The sequence below is a fragment of the Clostridium sp. MT-14 genome, assembly GCF_042436595.1.
Taxonomy (GTDB): Bacteria; Bacillota; Clostridia; order Clostridiales; family Clostridiaceae; genus Clostridium_B; species Clostridium_B aromativorans.
Genome location: NZ_JBHMIY010000010.1, coordinates 65,773 through 82,126 on the forward strand (window position 1 = coordinate 65,773; position 16,354 = coordinate 82,126).

The window sequence follows — 16,354 nt, forward strand, 5'->3', positions numbered from 1 at the left end:
CCTTTATCGACTAAATTATATTGCAACCTCTTCCTACGCTGGCATTGACCAGATCAGGTACAACTAGGGTCTAAGGATTCAATCCTCACTCTCAGCCGGTAACACCAGCACCCCTGGGATATATAAAACTATTTAATTTTATATATTGCACAGACACCAATTATATTACTACAATAATTGAAATTAATCAATATTTCCGTCGTATTTACTCTAGCGAATAAATTACATTACCTAGTTCTCTGGCTTCTTCTTTATCATGAGTCACCATTATAACTGTTCTTTTATTTTCCCTGTAAAGCAATAAAAACTTCTCTATTATGTCACCCTTTAACCTATTATCCAGGCCCTTAAAAGGTTCATCCATCAGGAGCAGATCACTTCTATAGGCAAAAGCTCTGGCAAGTGCAACTCTTCTCTTCATACCTCCACTTAATTCCCCGGGAAATTTATCTCTGCAATCTGACAGTTCCACCATATTTAAAAATTTATTTACAGTCGATTCTATTTCATCTCTATTCATTACAGATTTTAGTACAAAAGCCACATTTTCATATACTGTCAAATGGGAGATAAGCCTATCTTCCTGAAAAACATAAGACAATCTATCGCTTTTCAAATATACCTGTCCATCATAATCTTTTTCAATTCCACTTATAATATTTAAAAGAGTGGTTTTCCCACAGCCCGAGGGTCCAAATATAACTGTAATTTTGTCCTTTAAAAAGCTAAGATTTAAGTTTATAAACACAGGAAGTTTCCCATAGGATTTGTTCAAATTTTTAATTATAACTTCATATTTACCATCATCTTTCATATAAACGTCCTCTTTGATAAATAATACTTAAATATCTTTTCGAAAGCAAAACTCAGTATTACAACTACAATAGTCCAGGCAAACAGTTCAGGGGTCTCAAGTGTGTTCTTCGAATTCAAAAGATTCAATCCTATGGAGTAATTAGGTGTACTCAATACCTCTGATGCCACCGAAACTTTCCATCCAATTCCAAGACACATGAGTATACCTGATACAACATAATTTTTTATACTTGGAAGATATATATCTTTTAATAAGTATTTTTTCTTAACCCTATACACACTCGCCATTTGAATTAAATTTTTGTCCACCGACTTTATTCCCTGAATTACATTCGTATATACTATTGGAAAACATATTAAAATAGCTGTAAAAATAACTACATAGGATGAAGTAAACCAAATTAAAGCTATAATAATTATAGACATAACGGGAGTCGCTTTCATGGTAATTATAATGGGATCCAGAATTTCCTCTATAAATTTATTCAAACCTGCGGCTACTCCCAGCACAATGCCTACAATTATGGATATTAGGATTCCTGAAATCACCCTTATTATGCTATTAAAAACACTTTTCCAGAAATAAATTCCCTTCGCCAGAATAAAAAGTGTTTTTATAACTTCAAAAGGTGATGGCAAAATAAGGGGATTATTTATAAAAAGAGAGCAGAGCTCCCATATAAACAGCCAAAACAATAGTATGCATGATCTTCTAATTGTCCTTGTCTCCAATGTAATAGAAATTTTCATCTGGTACCTTTCCTCCAACAGATTTTGGATCACTGTCATATAAAACTTCATAAAACTTCTGAAGAATTTGTTTTCCATCTTTGGCATTTATAAATACTATATTGCTGCCTGGGATAGCCATTTCAGCCACTTTAGCTTTTGGTATTATGCCATATTTTTCAATAAGCTTTCCTGCCTCTTGCTTATTGGAATTTACAAAATTCACAGATTCCTTATATTTATTTAAAAAATTATCTAGATCTTTTCCCCTTTTATCTATAAAAGATTTTCTAAAGACAACAGTACCCATAGCCAACTTACTCTGTCCATTGGAGGCCTTATCCCATTCCTTAGTAAGATTTATGGGGACTTGCAAACTACTGTCTTTCATCTTTGTAGTAGTTACAAAAGGCTCCGGAAGTACTGCCAAATTTACTTTTTTAGATGCCACTGCTGCCGCCAGATCGCTGTGATTCATCTTATAGTCAACAATTACGTCCTTCCCTGGTTCCAGACCGTTTTTTCTCAATATGTAGTTCAATATGAATTCAGGAGTAGCACCTTTATCACTTGAATAAATGGTTTTCCCTCTTAAATCCTCTATGCTCTTTACTGTACTGCCATTTTCAACAATATATAAGACACCTAAAGTATTTATTCCAACTAGTCTCACTGCACCTTTAGTTTTATTATATAAAATAGAAGCCAAGTTAGAAGGGACTGCTGCCCCGTCTATCTCTCCATTTATAAGTTTTGATGTTATCTGATCCGGTGAATCATATAAGGTTATGCTGTAATCCTGCTTATCTTCCATAAGTTTTGCCATTCCCATCCCGGTAGGGCCCTTCAAAGCCGCAATTTTAATTGCCTGTTTTTTAGGCTCAGATGAAGTACTGTCGGATCCATTGGAACAACCTGCTGCAAATAAAGTTGATACTATAAGTACTAATGCCATAATAAATACACTTATTTTCTTTTTCATAAAAATCCCCCTTAAACAATATAATTTTGTAAACATAGTTACTATTCTTTACTTTATTATAACATTATTTTTAAATTCCAATTACAGTGAAGTGCTAAAATTAAAAATAGAGAATTAAATAACCAGTAAAGGAAAAATTTGTTGTTGACATAATAATATTATTATATTACAATATGTTTATTAGCAATTCATGGCAGTAAATAGTGATAATATCGTGATGATTTGAAAAACTCTTAATTTCATAGCTGTAAATTCATATCTTAAACTGGTCTTTCTACTATATACAGAAGACTCAGCAATAGTTATAAATGCTACCTGAAGATACTATTGATGAATATTATATGCTTTCCATTAATATATACAATTATATGTGATAATTTAAATTTACTTGATAGATAACATTCTTTATAAAATAAGAGTGTTTATTCAATATAAGAAATTTAATTAACATAAGGGAGGAATCAACATGAAAGCATTACTTTTAGCTGGGGGTAAAGGTACCAGACTAAGACCTCTAACAAACAAGTTGCCAAAACCCATGGTTCCAATTATGGGAAAACCGCTTATAGAAAGGGTGATAACAAAGTTAAAGGAAGCTGGAGTAACTGAAGTAGTCCTGAGTACGTGCTACAAATCAAATTACATTAAAAATTATTTGGATAATGGTTCAAAATTAGGAATAAAAATAGATTATGTATCTGAGGATATTCCCCTGGGCACAGGCGGTGCCATAAAAAATTCCGAAAAATTTTTTGACGATACTTTTATAGTTTTAAATTCTGATATAGTAAATAACATATCCTACAGAGAGCTTGTACGATATCATAAAAAAAAGAAAGCCTCAGTTTCCATAGCTATGACAAAGGTTAAAGATCCTTCTCAATATGGAGTAATAGAATTTGATAAAAATAATTATATAAATGCTTTTAAAGAAAAACCTAAAGAAGGGGAAACAGATTCAAAATGGATAAATGCTGGAGTCTATGTATTTGAACCAGATGTCTTTAAAGAAATTCCAAAAAACAAAGTGGTTTCTGTAGAAAAGGACGTTTATCCTCTATTACTTAAAAAACATTACAAAATGGCTGCTTATAAATACAACGACTATTGGATTGACATTGGAACTTTGAAGAAATATATACAGGCACATATAGATATACTTCACAGCAGCTGTGAAAAATTTATAAAAACCAATAATATTTCAGATATAAAGAACATAATCTTTAAAAGTAAAAATGTAAAAATACATCCAAATGCAAAAATAATAGGACCGGTGTTTATTGGCAATAATTCTATTATAGACTCCAATGCCCAAATAGGCCCTTACACCGTTATAGGAAACAATTGTCTAATAGACCAAATGAGCACCATAAGTAGAAGTATACTTTGGGATAGAATAAAAATAAACGAGAATGTAAATATAACAAATTCTGTAATAGGCTCAGATTGCATTATAGACAAATATTGTAACCTTCTCAATACAGCCTATGTTTCAAAGGATTATGATAATAATCTGCTTGCTATATAAGAAAACTAAAGAGGTGATACCATTGGATAAAAACATAATTTTTTTAAGTACTTATCCACCCAGGGCATGTGGAATAGCTACTTTTACTGCTGATTTAATTAAAAATCTGGGAGATGCATTTCCCTCTAACAATTATAAAATAGCTGCTGTCAATGACGAAAATTATAAATATGGGAATGACATATGGTTTACTGTAAATCAATTTGATAGAAAAACCTATATACATCTTGCAAATTTGATAAATAATTCCGATACGAATCTAGTTGTAATAGAACACGAGTATGGAATATACGGTGGAGACTGCGGGGAGTATTTACTGGATTTTATTAGGGGCTTAAAAATTCCTTTCATAACAACTTTTCACACCATACTGTCAAATCCAAATGAAAAGCAGAGGGAAATACTTAAAATACTGGGCGGTAAAAGCAAAAAAATTATTACCATGGGAGAAAATTCCATAAAAATTTTAAATCAAGTATATGATATACCGGAAAATAAAATCATAGTAATACCCCATGGAGTACCGGATATTACTGTAGAAAATAAAGATGTTTTAAAGAGGAGTTTGGGGTATGATGGCAGAAATATCATAAGTACTTTTGGGCTCTTAAGCTCCGGAAAAGGTATAGAATACGGCATAGAAGCTATAAATCAAGTGGTTAAAACCCATCCTGAAGTGCTTTATCTAATACTTGGTCAGACTCATCCTTGTGTAAAAAAAGTTGAGGGAGAAGCTTATAGAAACAAGCTGCAGAATTTAGTTTCAAAATTTCATATAGAGAACAACGTAAAATTTGTTAACAAATATCTTACCAAGAGAGAAATAGTACAGTATTTAACTTTATCAGACATATATATGACACCATATTTGGCAAGTGAGCAGGCCGTAAGTGGTACACTGGCCTATGCTGCTGGATATGGAAAAGTAATAGTATCCACTCCCTATAGATATGCAGAGGAAATGTTAAATGACAATAGGGGAATACTTGCAAAATTCAAGAATTCAACTTCCCTAGCCCAGGCTATAACATATTTACTAGACAATCCAACAGTCATGAGAAACATGGAAAAAAATATGTCTAACTTAGGTAAAAAAATGAAATGGCCCTATGTTGCAAAACAATATGAAAATTTATTTTTAAATACAATTAAAGCTAGTAAAATTACAAAACAGGTGGTGTAAATTACATGCGTATTTTTGAGGAGGAACATTCAATACCTATTTTTATAATGACTGATGATACTGGAATTATTCAGCACAGTGTATTTTCAGCGCCAGATCCAAATTCCGGTTATACTACAGATGACAACTCGAGAGCTTTAATTGCGGCTGTAATGCTCTATGAAAAATTCAAAAGTAAAAAATATTTAAAATTAATCTTCACATATACTTCCTTTTTATTATATGCTCAAAACAAAAAAGGAACTTTTAAAAATTTCATGGATTATAATAGAAACTTCATGGAAGAAGAAGGATCTGAAGACTGCTTTGGAAGATGTTTGTGGGCACTGGGATATACCTTTAAATCAAAAGGTGTACCAGAATCCATAAAATCTGCAATTTTAACTATGATATATAGGGCGATTCCCAATATATCTTCATTAACTCACATGAGAGGAAAAGTTTATTCCCTGCTGGGACTAAATCTTATTTACAAAGCTCTTCTGGAGAAAAAACACTCTTCAATAAGTAACGAGCTTCTAGATAAGTATTTGAATGGCATTGAAATTGTAGAGGTCAACAATACCCCAATAAGAAGCACGGACGATCTAATTGATATTTTAAAAAACGAGATAGTAGAAATATGTCAATACCTTATGGATAATTTTCAAACTCATTCTGAAAATTCCTGGCATTGGTTCGAGAATAGCTTAACTTACGGAAACGCCATACTTCCCTTGAGTTTATTAAAAAGCGGAAGCACTTTAAATAACAAGAGCTATTTGGATACAGCAATTGAGTCTTTAAATTTTTTAGAAAAACTCTGTTTTGCAAAAGATTATTTCAAACCTATTGGCAGCAATACCTGGTTTAAAAAGGGAGATGCAACTCCCTCCGAATTTGACGAACAGCCGCTAGAGGCATGTGGAACATGTATCATGTATACAGAAGCCTATAACATATTCAAAGATCAAAAATATCTGGATAAAGCCTATGCCTGCTATGAATGGTTTCTTGGAAAAAACTCAAGCGGCAAAACTCTGGTAGATGAATTCACTCATGGAAGCTATGATGGAATAATGAAGAACCATGTAAATTTAAATGAAGGTGCTGAAAGCGTGCTTGCAAAAATAATAACTGAACTCACTCTGGACATTTTGCAGTAATAAGCATTTATTTGTAGTTAATTGACAACATAATCTACAAACAAATAACCGCCAGCTTTTGATTTAAAGTATGATCAGAAGCTGGCGGTTATTTGTTATACAATGGCTGTCATTATCTACTTATACACCTTTCCGAGCTCATCAGCAGTAAGTATTGCCGAATAGACATCTTCTTTTGTAACTTCAAATGGCATATTTCCCATAGTATCATTCTTATCGCAGGAAATCTCCGCCACTTTCATTATATCCTCCTCATTTATTTCATTGATTCCCAGATCCGCCAAAGTAATTGGAAGCCCGACTTCAACACAGAAATCCATTACCTCTTCTATTTCTTCCATAGGGCTATTTTCTAAAACCAGTTGGACTAAAGTACCAAAGGCAACTTTTTCTCCATGGTATAGACTATGACACTCTTTGATTGCTGTAAATCCATTGTGAATAGCATGGGCAGCTGCCAAGCCGCTGCTTTCAAATCCAACTCCACTCAAATAAGTGTTTGCCTCAATTATGTTTTCCAGTGCCTTTGTAGGTACTTTATTTATAACAGATAATTTAGCTTTAAGTCCATCTTCCAATAATGTATCATAACACAACCTCGAAAGTGCAAAAGCAGCCTTTGTAGCTTTACCCCCTGCCATAGTAACCGCTCCTGATCTAACGCAGGCTCTGGCTTCAAAATAAGTTGCCATAGCATCCCCCATTCCTGAAACAAGAAGCCTCACTGGGGCTTTTGCCACTATTGATGAATCTACGAGTACCATATCTGGATTTTTGGGAAGTACTAGGTATTCACTAAATACACCTTCATCTGTATATATCACAGAAAGCGCACTGCAAGGTGCATCAGTAGCTGCTATAGTTGGAACTATTACAACTGGAGTGCCTGAATAATAAGCCACTGCCTTTGCAGTGTCAAATATCTTACCCCCGCCTATTCCAACTACAACATTGCTGTTATTCTGTTTTAATTTTCCCTGTAGTCTGTCTATCTCATTCTTAGAACACTCTCCATTAAAAGCTTCAAAATACAGCGAACAGTTTTTTCCTTTAAAGCTCTCCTCTATTTTCTCTTTCGTTCTCTTGATTCCATTTTCACTGGCTATTATAAAAAAGTTATCTCCAAGTTCCTTAACATAGCTAGCTATTCTATTGAGTTCTCCATTTCCCTGTATATATTTCCCTGTGGAAATGATAATTCTTGACATTTTTAATCACCCCTTTGATTACGGTTATTTTTAACAATCTATATATATTATATACCAAAATATATTTTTATAAAATACAGAAATTTTTGACTTTTTCATTTCAATGGATGAATACAAGATCTCAAGACTGCCTGCTATTGCACAAATATTTTATTCCTATCGACATAATTCGAAACTATGCTGTATACAAAATTCGTCATTTTCCTATGATGCATCTCTGAATAAGTACACACACCATCCTGTATCTCAAAAGGATAGGCCAGCAAAAGAGATCTGGGATTCAACCTTACCATATTTTTAAAATAATTTTTTGAAACCCTGAAAACCCCTATACTCACATCCTGTATTTTATTTGCCGGAATAACCCTAAAGGTCTCTTCTATACACTTTTTATAATATTTATCCCAATTTTCAACATACAATATGGGGTCAAAACATATTCTAACTCTCCACCCATTATCCAGCGCATTCTTAGCGGATTTCAACCTTGAATCTAAGTCTGGAGTACCTGCCTCATAGTTCCGAACAATTTCATTAGGCGAAATTGTCCATGCAAGTATCACATTATCCATGGGCTTAATATTTTCTATACTTTTAAAATTAGAGCTTTTAGTTCTAACTTCTATTTTTAAATTATCATTTTCCCCAACAAATTTCATCCATTTTTTCAAAAATCCTGTTATGCCTTCAAGAGCCATCATATCCGTATCATAGGATATACATATATATGCAGGATGTTTCTTTAAAATACAGCTTATCTGATAGAAAACATCCTCTATATTCACAAATACAACTATATTGGCCGAAGAATACATGCCCTGAAGGTAGCAGTATTCACAATTATACACACAATTCATTATGGATGATGTATAATAAAAATATTTGTTTCCAAAATCATCACAGACTTTAGCACCTTCATAAATTAAATTTCCATCATTATATGCCAATATCAATTTAGCAGACCTTTTCTGCACTGAAAAAGTTTGGTTGTGTCTGCAGAAAACATCTTTATAATGCTTTATCCTTATTATCTTTGAATTTTTTAGCTTTGAAAGAATGATTTTAGTATTTTCATGCTGAAGAACTCTATCTTCTACATAAATATGAGAAAACTTAGATAAATTTAAGTTGTTCTTCCAATTTGTCAAAATATATCTTCCTCTCTCCTTTGTTTTTACAGTAAATCTGGGTAAAAGGCTCAAGGGCAAGTAATAAATTATCATTTCTTATTTTATAGGATTTTGCCAATTTTTTAAGTTTCTGCTGCATAGACACCGACAAATTGAAATTACATGCAATTTCATTTATATAATTCATGTCGTTTTCATCCAATACATCGCTGGGCTCTGCACACCCACAGGCAATATCAAGTATCCAGCTGCAAATTTTCTCTAAATTTTCTTCAATCAAACCACTTGTTTTTTTTGACTCCGGTTCACTGTCTCCTAATTGTCCAGACACTATTTTCAAACAATAAATCCTATGAGGTGGCAGAAATATAGATACAGATTGAAAAAAAGCAGCTCCTTCTCCTTCTATATCTGCAATATCCCCTTTTAATTCCTCAAACCGCTCATTATTTAAAATTCCAGAACAGCTTTCCAGGCATCCTTCCTCAAAAGGGTGCCTAAATATCATATCAGGATAAAAATCTCTATTGGTGCCACTGTCCACTATCTTATTGCAAAGCACTGTGGCGCCTGTTTTTAAGTTCTTATTTTTACTTGCACACAGTCCTATATTTATAAAAGTATCATACTCAGTTATATCAAACTTGCCCGCAATATAAGCACAGGCACTGGCTATATTTAAAGCACCTCTTTTACTTATTATAACTGCAATTTCATCATTTTTAAAAACCTGAAATTTTTTTATAACATTATATTTTTTTAGAGAAAATTTCTTTATGAATGGCTCTGCCTCACAGTACAATGTTGTTGATATAAAAATCAAGATTCTTTCCTCCGATCTTTTATATTTGAGAATATGAGTTCTACAATATATGATAAAAAAGAACCCCAATAAATTCAAGGTTCTTTTTTACAAAATAAGCTAATTTAATTATTTATATTTTAAACTTATTTGTCTCTTCACTCAATTTATCTACAATATCATTAAGCTCGGATGCATATTTATCTACATTTTCCGAAGATGCATACATCTCCTCTGAAGAGGCAGATATTTCCTGTGAAGAGGCAGACGTTTCCTCAGAAACCGCAGTTACGGATTCAACTTTACTCAAAACGTCATCTTTTGATTTGACAGTTGCTTTCAAGGAATTATAAGTGTTTTCCAGAAGAGGCCTTATGTTCCCAACTGCATCCGATATTTTTTCAAAAGAGTTCTTAGCTACTTTTGCCGTACCCTCCTGATTTTCAACAAGGCCCTTTACCTTATCTGAAGTCGAAATTACATCTTTTGTTTCACTGCTTATGGACTGTATGATATGTTGTATCTGCTCCGTGGATTCCTTGGATTTCTCTGCCAGTTGTCTTACTTCTTCTGCCACTACTGCAAACCCTTTTCCCGCTTCTCCTGCTCTTGCAGCTTCTATCGCTGCATTTAATGCCAGCAAATTGGTCTGATCCAGTATTCCATTTATTACATCCGTTATACTTCCAACTTTTGATACACTGCTTCCGAGTCCATTTATCTTCTCAGAAACCACTCCAAAGGATTCTCTTACATCATTTATCGATTCTAGAAGACGATCTATCTGCTGCCTTCCTTCTCCCACTGCAGCATCAGCTGTATTTGAGCTCTCCTTAACCTCTGAAAGTTTACCATATATGTTCTGCAGCTCATCTGCCAGCCCTGCCATGCTGTTTGATATGCCTACCAAATCGTTTGCCTGCTGGGTAGTGCCTTTGGTTACCTCCTGTACTGCACTCGCTACATCATTTGCAGCCCCGGTCATCTGACCAGCATTTGTCTTCAGATCCGAAGACATTGAACTTACCTTCAGTGAATTATTCTTTATAGTTCCAATGGTATTTTTAAGACTTTCACTCATATTCTTAAAGCTATCTGCCAGTATTCCAATTTCATCATGGCTGTCCACTTTTATTTTAACATCCAAATCTCCCTCTGATATCTTTTTAGATACACCAACTAACTCCTCCAATGGTTTTGTTATGCTTCCGGATATTTTAATCAATATAAACGCACAGATAGCAAAAGCTATAATGGATAACACTGCAATTATTCCAATGATGTTATAAACAGCTTTATTGGCATTTTCCATTGAAATGCCTACATCTATGGCGCCAACTGTTTTTCCATCGACTTTTACAGGGTATATCACATCGTATACAGAAACTTGATTTTTATATTTAAATTTAGATGAGTAAGGCTTTCCATCTACTGCAGCAGTCTTGCTCCCTACGTTGTTTAGCTTGATTCCTATTCTGCTTTTATCCGTATGAGCTACTACCTTTAAATTATTGTCCATATAAAGTGCATATACTATGGATTCATCCTTGCCCAACATATTCACTATATTTTGCGGCTGCATTTCAGATGTTAAACTCTGTACTTTATTTGCCAGCACTCCTATCTGAATAATTCCACCATCTGCATTTTTTATAGCCCCATATTTATAATAATTGTCACCCTTAGTACTCTTCCTCATATCCTCCATGACAACATTCTGTCCACCCTTTAATATTTTATAAGAAGCATCTCCATCTTTATACACATAGCCCAAACTGGCAGGTAGATTTGAATATATTATTTTCCCCTTCGGATCTGTTACATTTATCTCATCTACTTGAAACTCTTTTGCCAGGACAGTTAAATAATTATTATTTATTTTATCTCTATTGTCTTTTATAAATCCTGCCAAAGTACTTATCCTGGTCTCTATAGAACTATTTAACGTTTCTACAGCATCTGCGTTACTGGTCATGCTGCTTGATATATGATTAGTAATCATTACCCCGTCAGTTTCCAACTGCGACATGACTTTACTTCTGGCTATCCATATCGATATAGATGCTATTAATACAATAACTACAGCTATTATAATCATAGGTGCAGACAAAATTTTGAATTTCAGATGAGTTCTTTGCTCATTATTATTTTCCATAACTGTTTACCCTCCTCTTTTGTATGTTATTATACATATGTGGAAAATTTTTGAATAAATTAGTCCTATTACAAGGTCTTTTTTGATACTTTTTTTATACTATTAAATAAATAATTAAATTGACAAAATATCCATGCTAATTATAGCATATTTTATAATAAAATCCAATTTATTCTTCTATCTATTTTATCCCTCTTCTTAAGTATCTCCGTATCTTGAAATTCCATTTTCCATAATCCTCACTGTACTCTTTCTTTACAATCTCTAGAAAATTATCAAGTACTCCCAATTTGCTCAATCCCTTCATAAGATGTCGAGGATAATCGCAATTCTTGGAATAATTATTTTTTGGATCTATCACTTTTATAGAAAAATCATCATCTAAATATAAATCCTTGCATCTTATATCCAATTTGGTGAATCCTAATTTTTTAAATTCTTTTATGAGCTGAATTATATTTACTGCTATCTCCTTATTCAATCCATTCTGCTTAATATAATAATCAAGCCTTTCTCCACTTATATAACTTCTCACAATATAGTAATCCCCGTGAAAATATACTTCAGGAAAATACTTGCTTTTACTTGTTTTTTTCAATATATCATACTCATTTTTACACACATATTTATTTCTAAATATTTTAATGACTTTATTATCTTCAAGTAAATAAACTATACCATTATGACCACAGCCAAGAAAATTTGCACCTCTTAGCATATTTTCAGCTATTTCATCCAGTTCAATATAGTAACCATCTCTTTTGCCCATAAACAAACCTTTCTATAATTGCTATTATTATATTGTATGAACCTAAGTGCAATAATTTGATAATAACTTAAATAAAAAGCCAGAAAGTAAAGATCTTTCCGGCTTCATTTTATTAGATTCAAATTTTTAATCACATTTTTTAAAATCCTTCGGTAAAAATAAAGAAAGAAGTAAAGATACCACGTTTAATACAATAACACCTATAAAGACTACGTAAAGACTTGAATTCAAAGATTCCTTTACAAGCTGTAAAGGCACTTTAATATGGACAGCTGCATTGGAATACAAGTTGTTTGAATCTATCCCCGAAATGCCCATATTGTTAAAATACCTCAGTATATTCAAATTAAATATGCTTCCAAATACACTTATTCCTATAGTTTGACCTAAATTACGCAAAAGTGAGTTGGATGCAGTGGCAGCACCTCTCATAAAATAACCCACAGAAGATTGTACTACTATAGTGAGTGTAGTAAAATTTCCACCAAAACCAAACCCCAGAACAGATACACACAGCATGACTAAAAATAGAGAGGAATCAATATTAAATCCAGGCATCAGTACACTGCCCACAAGTACTATAATTGAACATATCAAAATAATATATTTTTCTCTATATTTTTCTATACATTTCGCCAAAAATATTGAAGATAAAAGCCATGTAAACGACATAGGCGACATACAGAGTCCCGAGATAGTTGCTCCAAATCCCAGTACATTTTGAATGTACAAGGGTACATAAACATCAATTGCCATTAATGAAGCAGATTCCAAAAAACTTATAATATTTGCAATAATATTGAGTCTTGTAAATATTTCAAAGGGAACAATGGGTTCTTCTGATTTTTTCTCCTTAAAATAGAAAAGAATTAAAAAAATCAAAGACAATACTATGCATATCACAGATAAAATTATATTTTCGTTCTTACCATCTCCTCCTGCTAAAAATCCATATAAAAGGAGTACAATGGCAGCTGTCAAAATTACAGCACCGAGATAATCAATTTTTCTCTTTCTCTTTTCAAAATTCTCCTGAAGATTTTTTTGAATAAGAGCTATGGATACTACACCAAATGGTATATTTATAAAAAATATCCAGTGCCAGGATAAAGTATCTATTAAAAATCCTCCAAAAAAAGGACCTATCAAACTAGCTATACCCCATACCGTACTCAGCCACCCTTGAACCTTTGCCCTTTCCGAAATTGAAAATACATCTCCCACTATGGTATATGTAATCGTAAATATGGAACCTGCTCCAATTCCCTGCAGAGCTCTAAACATTATAAGTGAATATATATTCTGAGAAAGTCCACATAAAAAACTTCCAACTAAAAATATTGCTATTCCAGCTGTCAAGGTATTTTTTCTACCATACAGATCCGCCAGCTTACCATATATAGGAGTTGTTACAGCAGAGGTAAGCAGATAGCTGGAAAACACCCAGCTTATGAGCGCAAATCCGTTTAAATCTTCTATTATGGTGGGAACAGCAATAGTTACCACAGTCCCTTCTACAGCTGCAAGAAACATGGCCACCATTGTTGCAATAATTATATTTCTCTTCATTGATTCCATATTAAATCCTACTTTCTTTAATCAAGTAATTCCTAGGTTTAGATGGAGTTTGCTAATTCGGATAAAAAAACTTCAGGTTTATACATTTACCTGAAGCCTGACATCAATATACTTGCTTGAAAATTATACAAATTTCAATCTCTCCCTAATTTCACAGCCTATTTCCTCTACTGTAGGCAACATTCCCTGAAGCTGTGGTGGGATATCTTCATTCAACCTATACTCGGCATCTTCAGGTTTTTCCATATCCTTAAAAGCATACTGTACAATTAATTTTTCATCATCCTTGCAGATAATTATGCCTATGGAACTGCTATCATCTTTACCTTTGACTGACTCATCCAATATGGAAAGATGAAAAGTTAAAATGCCCATATATTCAGGCCTAAATTTTCCAATTTTCAATTCAACTGCTATGTAGCATTTCAGCTTTAAATTATAGAAAAGTAAGTCTATATAATAATCTCCTCCAGAAAATTCCACATGGTATCTGCTGCCAATTAATGCAAATCCAGAATTTAATCCTAAAAAAAATTCTATTGTGCACTTTATGAATTGTTCCTGAAAATATTCTCTTTTTCCCTCATTTAAATAACCCATGAAATCTATTAAATATTCATCCCTTAATATTAAAGAATAATCCTTCACTTCATTTTTAGATGTTTGATCCATCTCTTCACTTGAAATTATATCTTTTATGAAAGGTGAATCGTTTATACTTTCCTTTTTATCATTATCGTCATTCTGGGAAAAGTTGTCCACTTTTGATGTAATAATATCTTTATTTTCAAAAAACTGTTCTTCTCCATCCTGTTTTTTCTCTTCATGAGTATCTTCTTCGTCATTTCCTGCCATACCACAGTGTAGATCTATTTCCTTAACTAATCTTTCCATGGTCCAACCTTTTTTTATAACCTCATTCATATACTCCATTCTTTTATCTGCATATCTTATCTTATCTATGAGAACTACGCTGCAAGACCAGCTTATCTTAGAGGCTATATTTTGTACAAGATTCTGAGACTCATACTCCACAGCAAAATTAAGCATATTTTTTAAATTTTTTTCTGAAAAACCTAAATTATTTGGGAATTGAGTTCTAAAATATTGAGCTGCAGTACTTATAAACTCATCTTCACAATCTTCGTTTTGCCTCATTAAAATTAAATTTCCAATTTTCCAGTAAAGCATAAACATGTTCTTATTAATAGTCATCAGGGAGCTGTTTTTTGAAGAAATCACATCATCCTTCAAATTTTCCAGTAAACTTTCTATATCCTTATGATATTCTATCACAGTAAAATCACCTCAGGACTGGCATTATTTTATTTCTGATAATTACATATTCTATTATACGGTAAAATATACAATATTTCTACAGGATTAAATCTATTTATTTTACATTTAGTTATTCTTGTGAATCCTCGAAGTTGATACTTTTTACATATCTGTCTTCTCCTATTATAGTATTTTCAAATATTTCTCTGGCATTTTCCAAATACAGCTGTGGTTCAGGCATGGAAGAGCTGAAATGAGTAAGCCACAATTCCCCTACTTCTGCCCTTCTGGCAAGAAGTGCCGCTTCTGAAAATACCATGTGTTTATACCGAATGGCCTTCTCAATGCTTTCATCATCACCGTACATCCCCTCACAAATAAACACATTAGAATATTGAATAAATTTCACCAGTTCTTCAACGGGCCTGGAATCCGTACAATAGGATATCTTTAGTCCCCTTCTCTTATGTCCAAGCACCATGTCTGGAGTGTATATATAGTCCTTATTCCTTACAACCTCCCCTTTTTGAAGTTTACTCCAAAATCTCCTGGGTATTTTATTTTTAATAGCTTTTTCTCTGTCAAACTTTCTATTTCTAACTATATCTAAAGAATATGCAAGACAGGGTATACCGTGATCTACCGATAATATATTTATATTAAAGTCTCCTATTTTTTTATAACAGCTGCCCTTTCCATAAAGTTCAATCAGATTCATTTTATACGGAAGCACGGGTGCTATAACCCTAAGTCCATTTATCACTTTCAAAAGGCCCTCAGGTCCTATTATGCTAATGGGTTCCGTCCTTCCTGAATTAGCTATTGTAAGTAACAGCCCCGGCAATCCTGCTATATGATCTGCATGAAAATGTGTAAATAAAATAACATCTATATTCTTTATTTTCCACCCTAAAATTTTCAAGCTCAGCTGTGTACCTTCACCACAATCTATAAGAAGTTTTCTTCCCTTATAGGAAACTATCATTGAAGTAAGGTATCTGCCCGGGACCGGCATACTTCCTCCACATCCAAGTAAACATAAATCCAACAT

At 33.0% G+C, this 16,354-nt stretch carries 14 protein-coding genes and 1 riboswitch; of the genes, 3 read left to right on the plus strand and 11 right to left on the minus strand.

Features of this window, described 5'->3' with window-relative positions:
- Nucleotides 1-13: 13 nt before the first annotated feature.
- A riboswitch (TPP riboswitch) is annotated at nucleotides 14-125 on the minus strand.
- Nucleotides 126-205: 80 nt separating this feature from the next.
- From ACFHWD_RS09350 to ACFHWD_RS09360, 3 genes are read right to left on the minus strand one after another with little or no spacing between them, the layout of a single operon-like run.
- Nucleotides 206-814, minus strand: coding sequence for an ABC transporter ATP-binding protein (locus ACFHWD_RS09350; protein WP_150355976.1), 609 nt, complete (start codon nucleotides 812-814; stop codon nucleotides 206-208).
- A complete protein-coding gene (locus ACFHWD_RS09355) occupies nucleotides 811-1,566 on the minus strand; it encodes an ABC transporter permease (protein WP_150355975.1) in 756 nt (251 codons plus the stop codon). The genes ACFHWD_RS09350 and ACFHWD_RS09355 overlap by 4 nt, the downstream gene beginning before the upstream one ends.
- Complete coding sequence (locus tag ACFHWD_RS09360; RefSeq protein ID WP_179977618.1) at nucleotides 1,529-2,527, minus strand: ABC transporter substrate-binding protein; 999 nt, start codon at nucleotides 2,525-2,527, stop codon at nucleotides 1,529-1,531. The genes ACFHWD_RS09355 and ACFHWD_RS09360 overlap by 38 nt, the downstream gene beginning before the upstream one ends.
- 466 nt (nucleotides 2,528-2,993) lie before the next feature.
- Between ACFHWD_RS09360 and ACFHWD_RS09365 the strand changes: the two genes are divergently transcribed.
- Genes ACFHWD_RS09365 through ACFHWD_RS09375 form a run of 3 tightly spaced genes read left to right on the plus strand, consistent with a single transcriptional unit; the run spans nucleotide 2,994 to nucleotide 6,383 of the window.
- Nucleotides 2,994-4,055, plus strand: coding sequence for a sugar phosphate nucleotidyltransferase (locus ACFHWD_RS09365; RefSeq protein WP_150355973.1), 1,062 nt, complete (start codon nucleotides 2,994-2,996; stop codon nucleotides 4,053-4,055).
- A 22-nt stretch (nucleotides 4,056-4,077) separates the two neighbouring features.
- Complete coding sequence (locus tag ACFHWD_RS09370) at nucleotides 4,078-5,238, plus strand: glycosyltransferase family 4 protein (protein ID WP_229981929.1); 1,161 nt, start codon at nucleotides 4,078-4,080, stop codon at nucleotides 5,236-5,238.
- A gap of 5 nt (nucleotides 5,239-5,243) precedes the next feature.
- Nucleotides 5,244-6,383: a glycosyltransferase gene (locus ACFHWD_RS09375; protein ID WP_179977620.1), complete on the plus strand. Its 1,140-nt coding sequence runs from the start codon at nucleotides 5,244-5,246 to the stop codon at nucleotides 6,381-6,383.
- Nucleotides 6,384-6,499: 116 nt separating this feature from the next.
- Here ACFHWD_RS09375 and ACFHWD_RS09380 read toward each other — a convergent pair whose 3' ends face one another.
- The 8 genes from ACFHWD_RS09380 to ACFHWD_RS09415 form a co-directional block, all read right to left on the minus strand.
- Entirely contained in the window at nucleotides 6,500-7,591 is a 1,092-nt protein-coding gene (locus ACFHWD_RS09380; protein WP_150355970.1) for a glycerol dehydrogenase, read from the minus strand.
- 134 nt (nucleotides 7,592-7,725) lie between these two features.
- Nucleotides 7,726-8,739 (minus strand): spore photoproduct lyase family protein, encoded by a 1,014-nt coding sequence (locus ACFHWD_RS09385; protein ID WP_179977621.1) that lies wholly within the window; start codon nucleotides 8,737-8,739, stop codon nucleotides 7,726-7,728.
- Nucleotides 8,705-9,544 carry a hypothetical protein gene (locus ACFHWD_RS09390; protein WP_229981928.1) on the minus strand — a complete coding sequence of 280 codons (840 nt, stop codon included), beginning with the start codon at nucleotides 9,542-9,544 and terminating at the stop codon, nucleotides 8,705-8,707. Before ACFHWD_RS09390 ends, ACFHWD_RS09385 begins: the two co-directional genes overlap by 35 nt.
- Nucleotides 9,545-9,656: 112 nt before the next feature.
- Nucleotides 9,657-11,678, minus strand: coding sequence for a methyl-accepting chemotaxis protein (locus tag ACFHWD_RS09395; protein WP_229981927.1), 2,022 nt, complete (start codon nucleotides 11,676-11,678; stop codon nucleotides 9,657-9,659).
- 181 nt (nucleotides 11,679-11,859) lie between these two features.
- Nucleotides 11,860-12,447, minus strand: coding sequence for a serine/threonine protein kinase (locus tag ACFHWD_RS09400; RefSeq protein WP_150355966.1), 588 nt, complete (start codon nucleotides 12,445-12,447; stop codon nucleotides 11,860-11,862).
- A gap of 126 nt (nucleotides 12,448-12,573) precedes the next feature.
- Entirely contained in the window at nucleotides 12,574-14,025 is a 1,452-nt protein-coding gene (locus ACFHWD_RS09405; protein WP_150355965.1) for an MDR family MFS transporter, read from the minus strand.
- A 123-nt stretch (nucleotides 14,026-14,148) separates the two neighbouring features.
- Nucleotides 14,149-15,321 carry a PDDEXK nuclease domain-containing protein gene (locus ACFHWD_RS09410; protein WP_150355964.1) on the minus strand — a complete coding sequence of 391 codons (1,173 nt, stop codon included), beginning with the start codon at nucleotides 15,319-15,321 and terminating at the stop codon, nucleotides 14,149-14,151.
- A gap of 112 nt (nucleotides 15,322-15,433) precedes the next feature.
- Nucleotides 15,434-16,354, minus strand: a complete 921-nt coding sequence (locus tag ACFHWD_RS09415) for a ribonuclease Z (RefSeq protein WP_378061529.1) — start codon at nucleotides 16,352-16,354, stop codon at nucleotides 15,434-15,436.

Excerpts from the sequence above, each read along its gene's own strand:
- ACFHWD_RS09350 (WP_150355976.1), bottom strand. The coding sequence starts at position 814 with ATGAAAGATGATGGTAAATATGAAGTTATAATTAAAAATTTGAACAAA.
- ACFHWD_RS09355 (WP_150355975.1), bottom strand. The coding sequence starts at position 1,566 with ATGAAAATTTCTATTACATTGGAGACAAGGACAATTAGAAGATCATGC.
- ACFHWD_RS09360 (WP_179977618.1), bottom strand. The coding sequence starts at position 2,527 with ATGAAAAAGAAAATAAGTGTATTTATTATGGCATTAGTACTTATAGTA.
- ACFHWD_RS09365 (WP_150355973.1), top strand. The coding sequence starts at position 2,994 with ATGAAAGCATTACTTTTAGCTGGGGGTAAAGGTACCAGACTAAGACCT.
- ACFHWD_RS09375 (WP_179977620.1), top strand. The coding sequence starts at position 5,244 with ATGCGTATTTTTGAGGAGGAACATTCAATACCTATTTTTATAATGACT.
- ACFHWD_RS09380 (WP_150355970.1), bottom strand. The coding sequence starts at position 7,591 with ATGTCAAGAATTATCATTTCCACAGGGAAATATATACAGGGAAATGGA.
- ACFHWD_RS09395 (WP_229981927.1), bottom strand. The coding sequence starts at position 11,678 with ATGGAAAATAATAATGAGCAAAGAACTCATCTGAAATTCAAAATTTTG.
- ACFHWD_RS09400 (WP_150355966.1), bottom strand. The coding sequence starts at position 12,447 with ATGGGCAAAAGAGATGGTTACTATATTGAACTGGATGAAATAGCTGAA.
- ACFHWD_RS09405 (WP_150355965.1), bottom strand. The coding sequence starts at position 14,025 with ATGGAATCAATGAAGAGAAATATAATTATTGCAACAATGGTGGCCATG.
- ACFHWD_RS09415 (WP_378061529.1), bottom strand. The coding sequence starts at position 16,354 with ATGTTGGATTTATGTTTACTTGGATGTGGAGGAAGTATGCCGGTCCCG.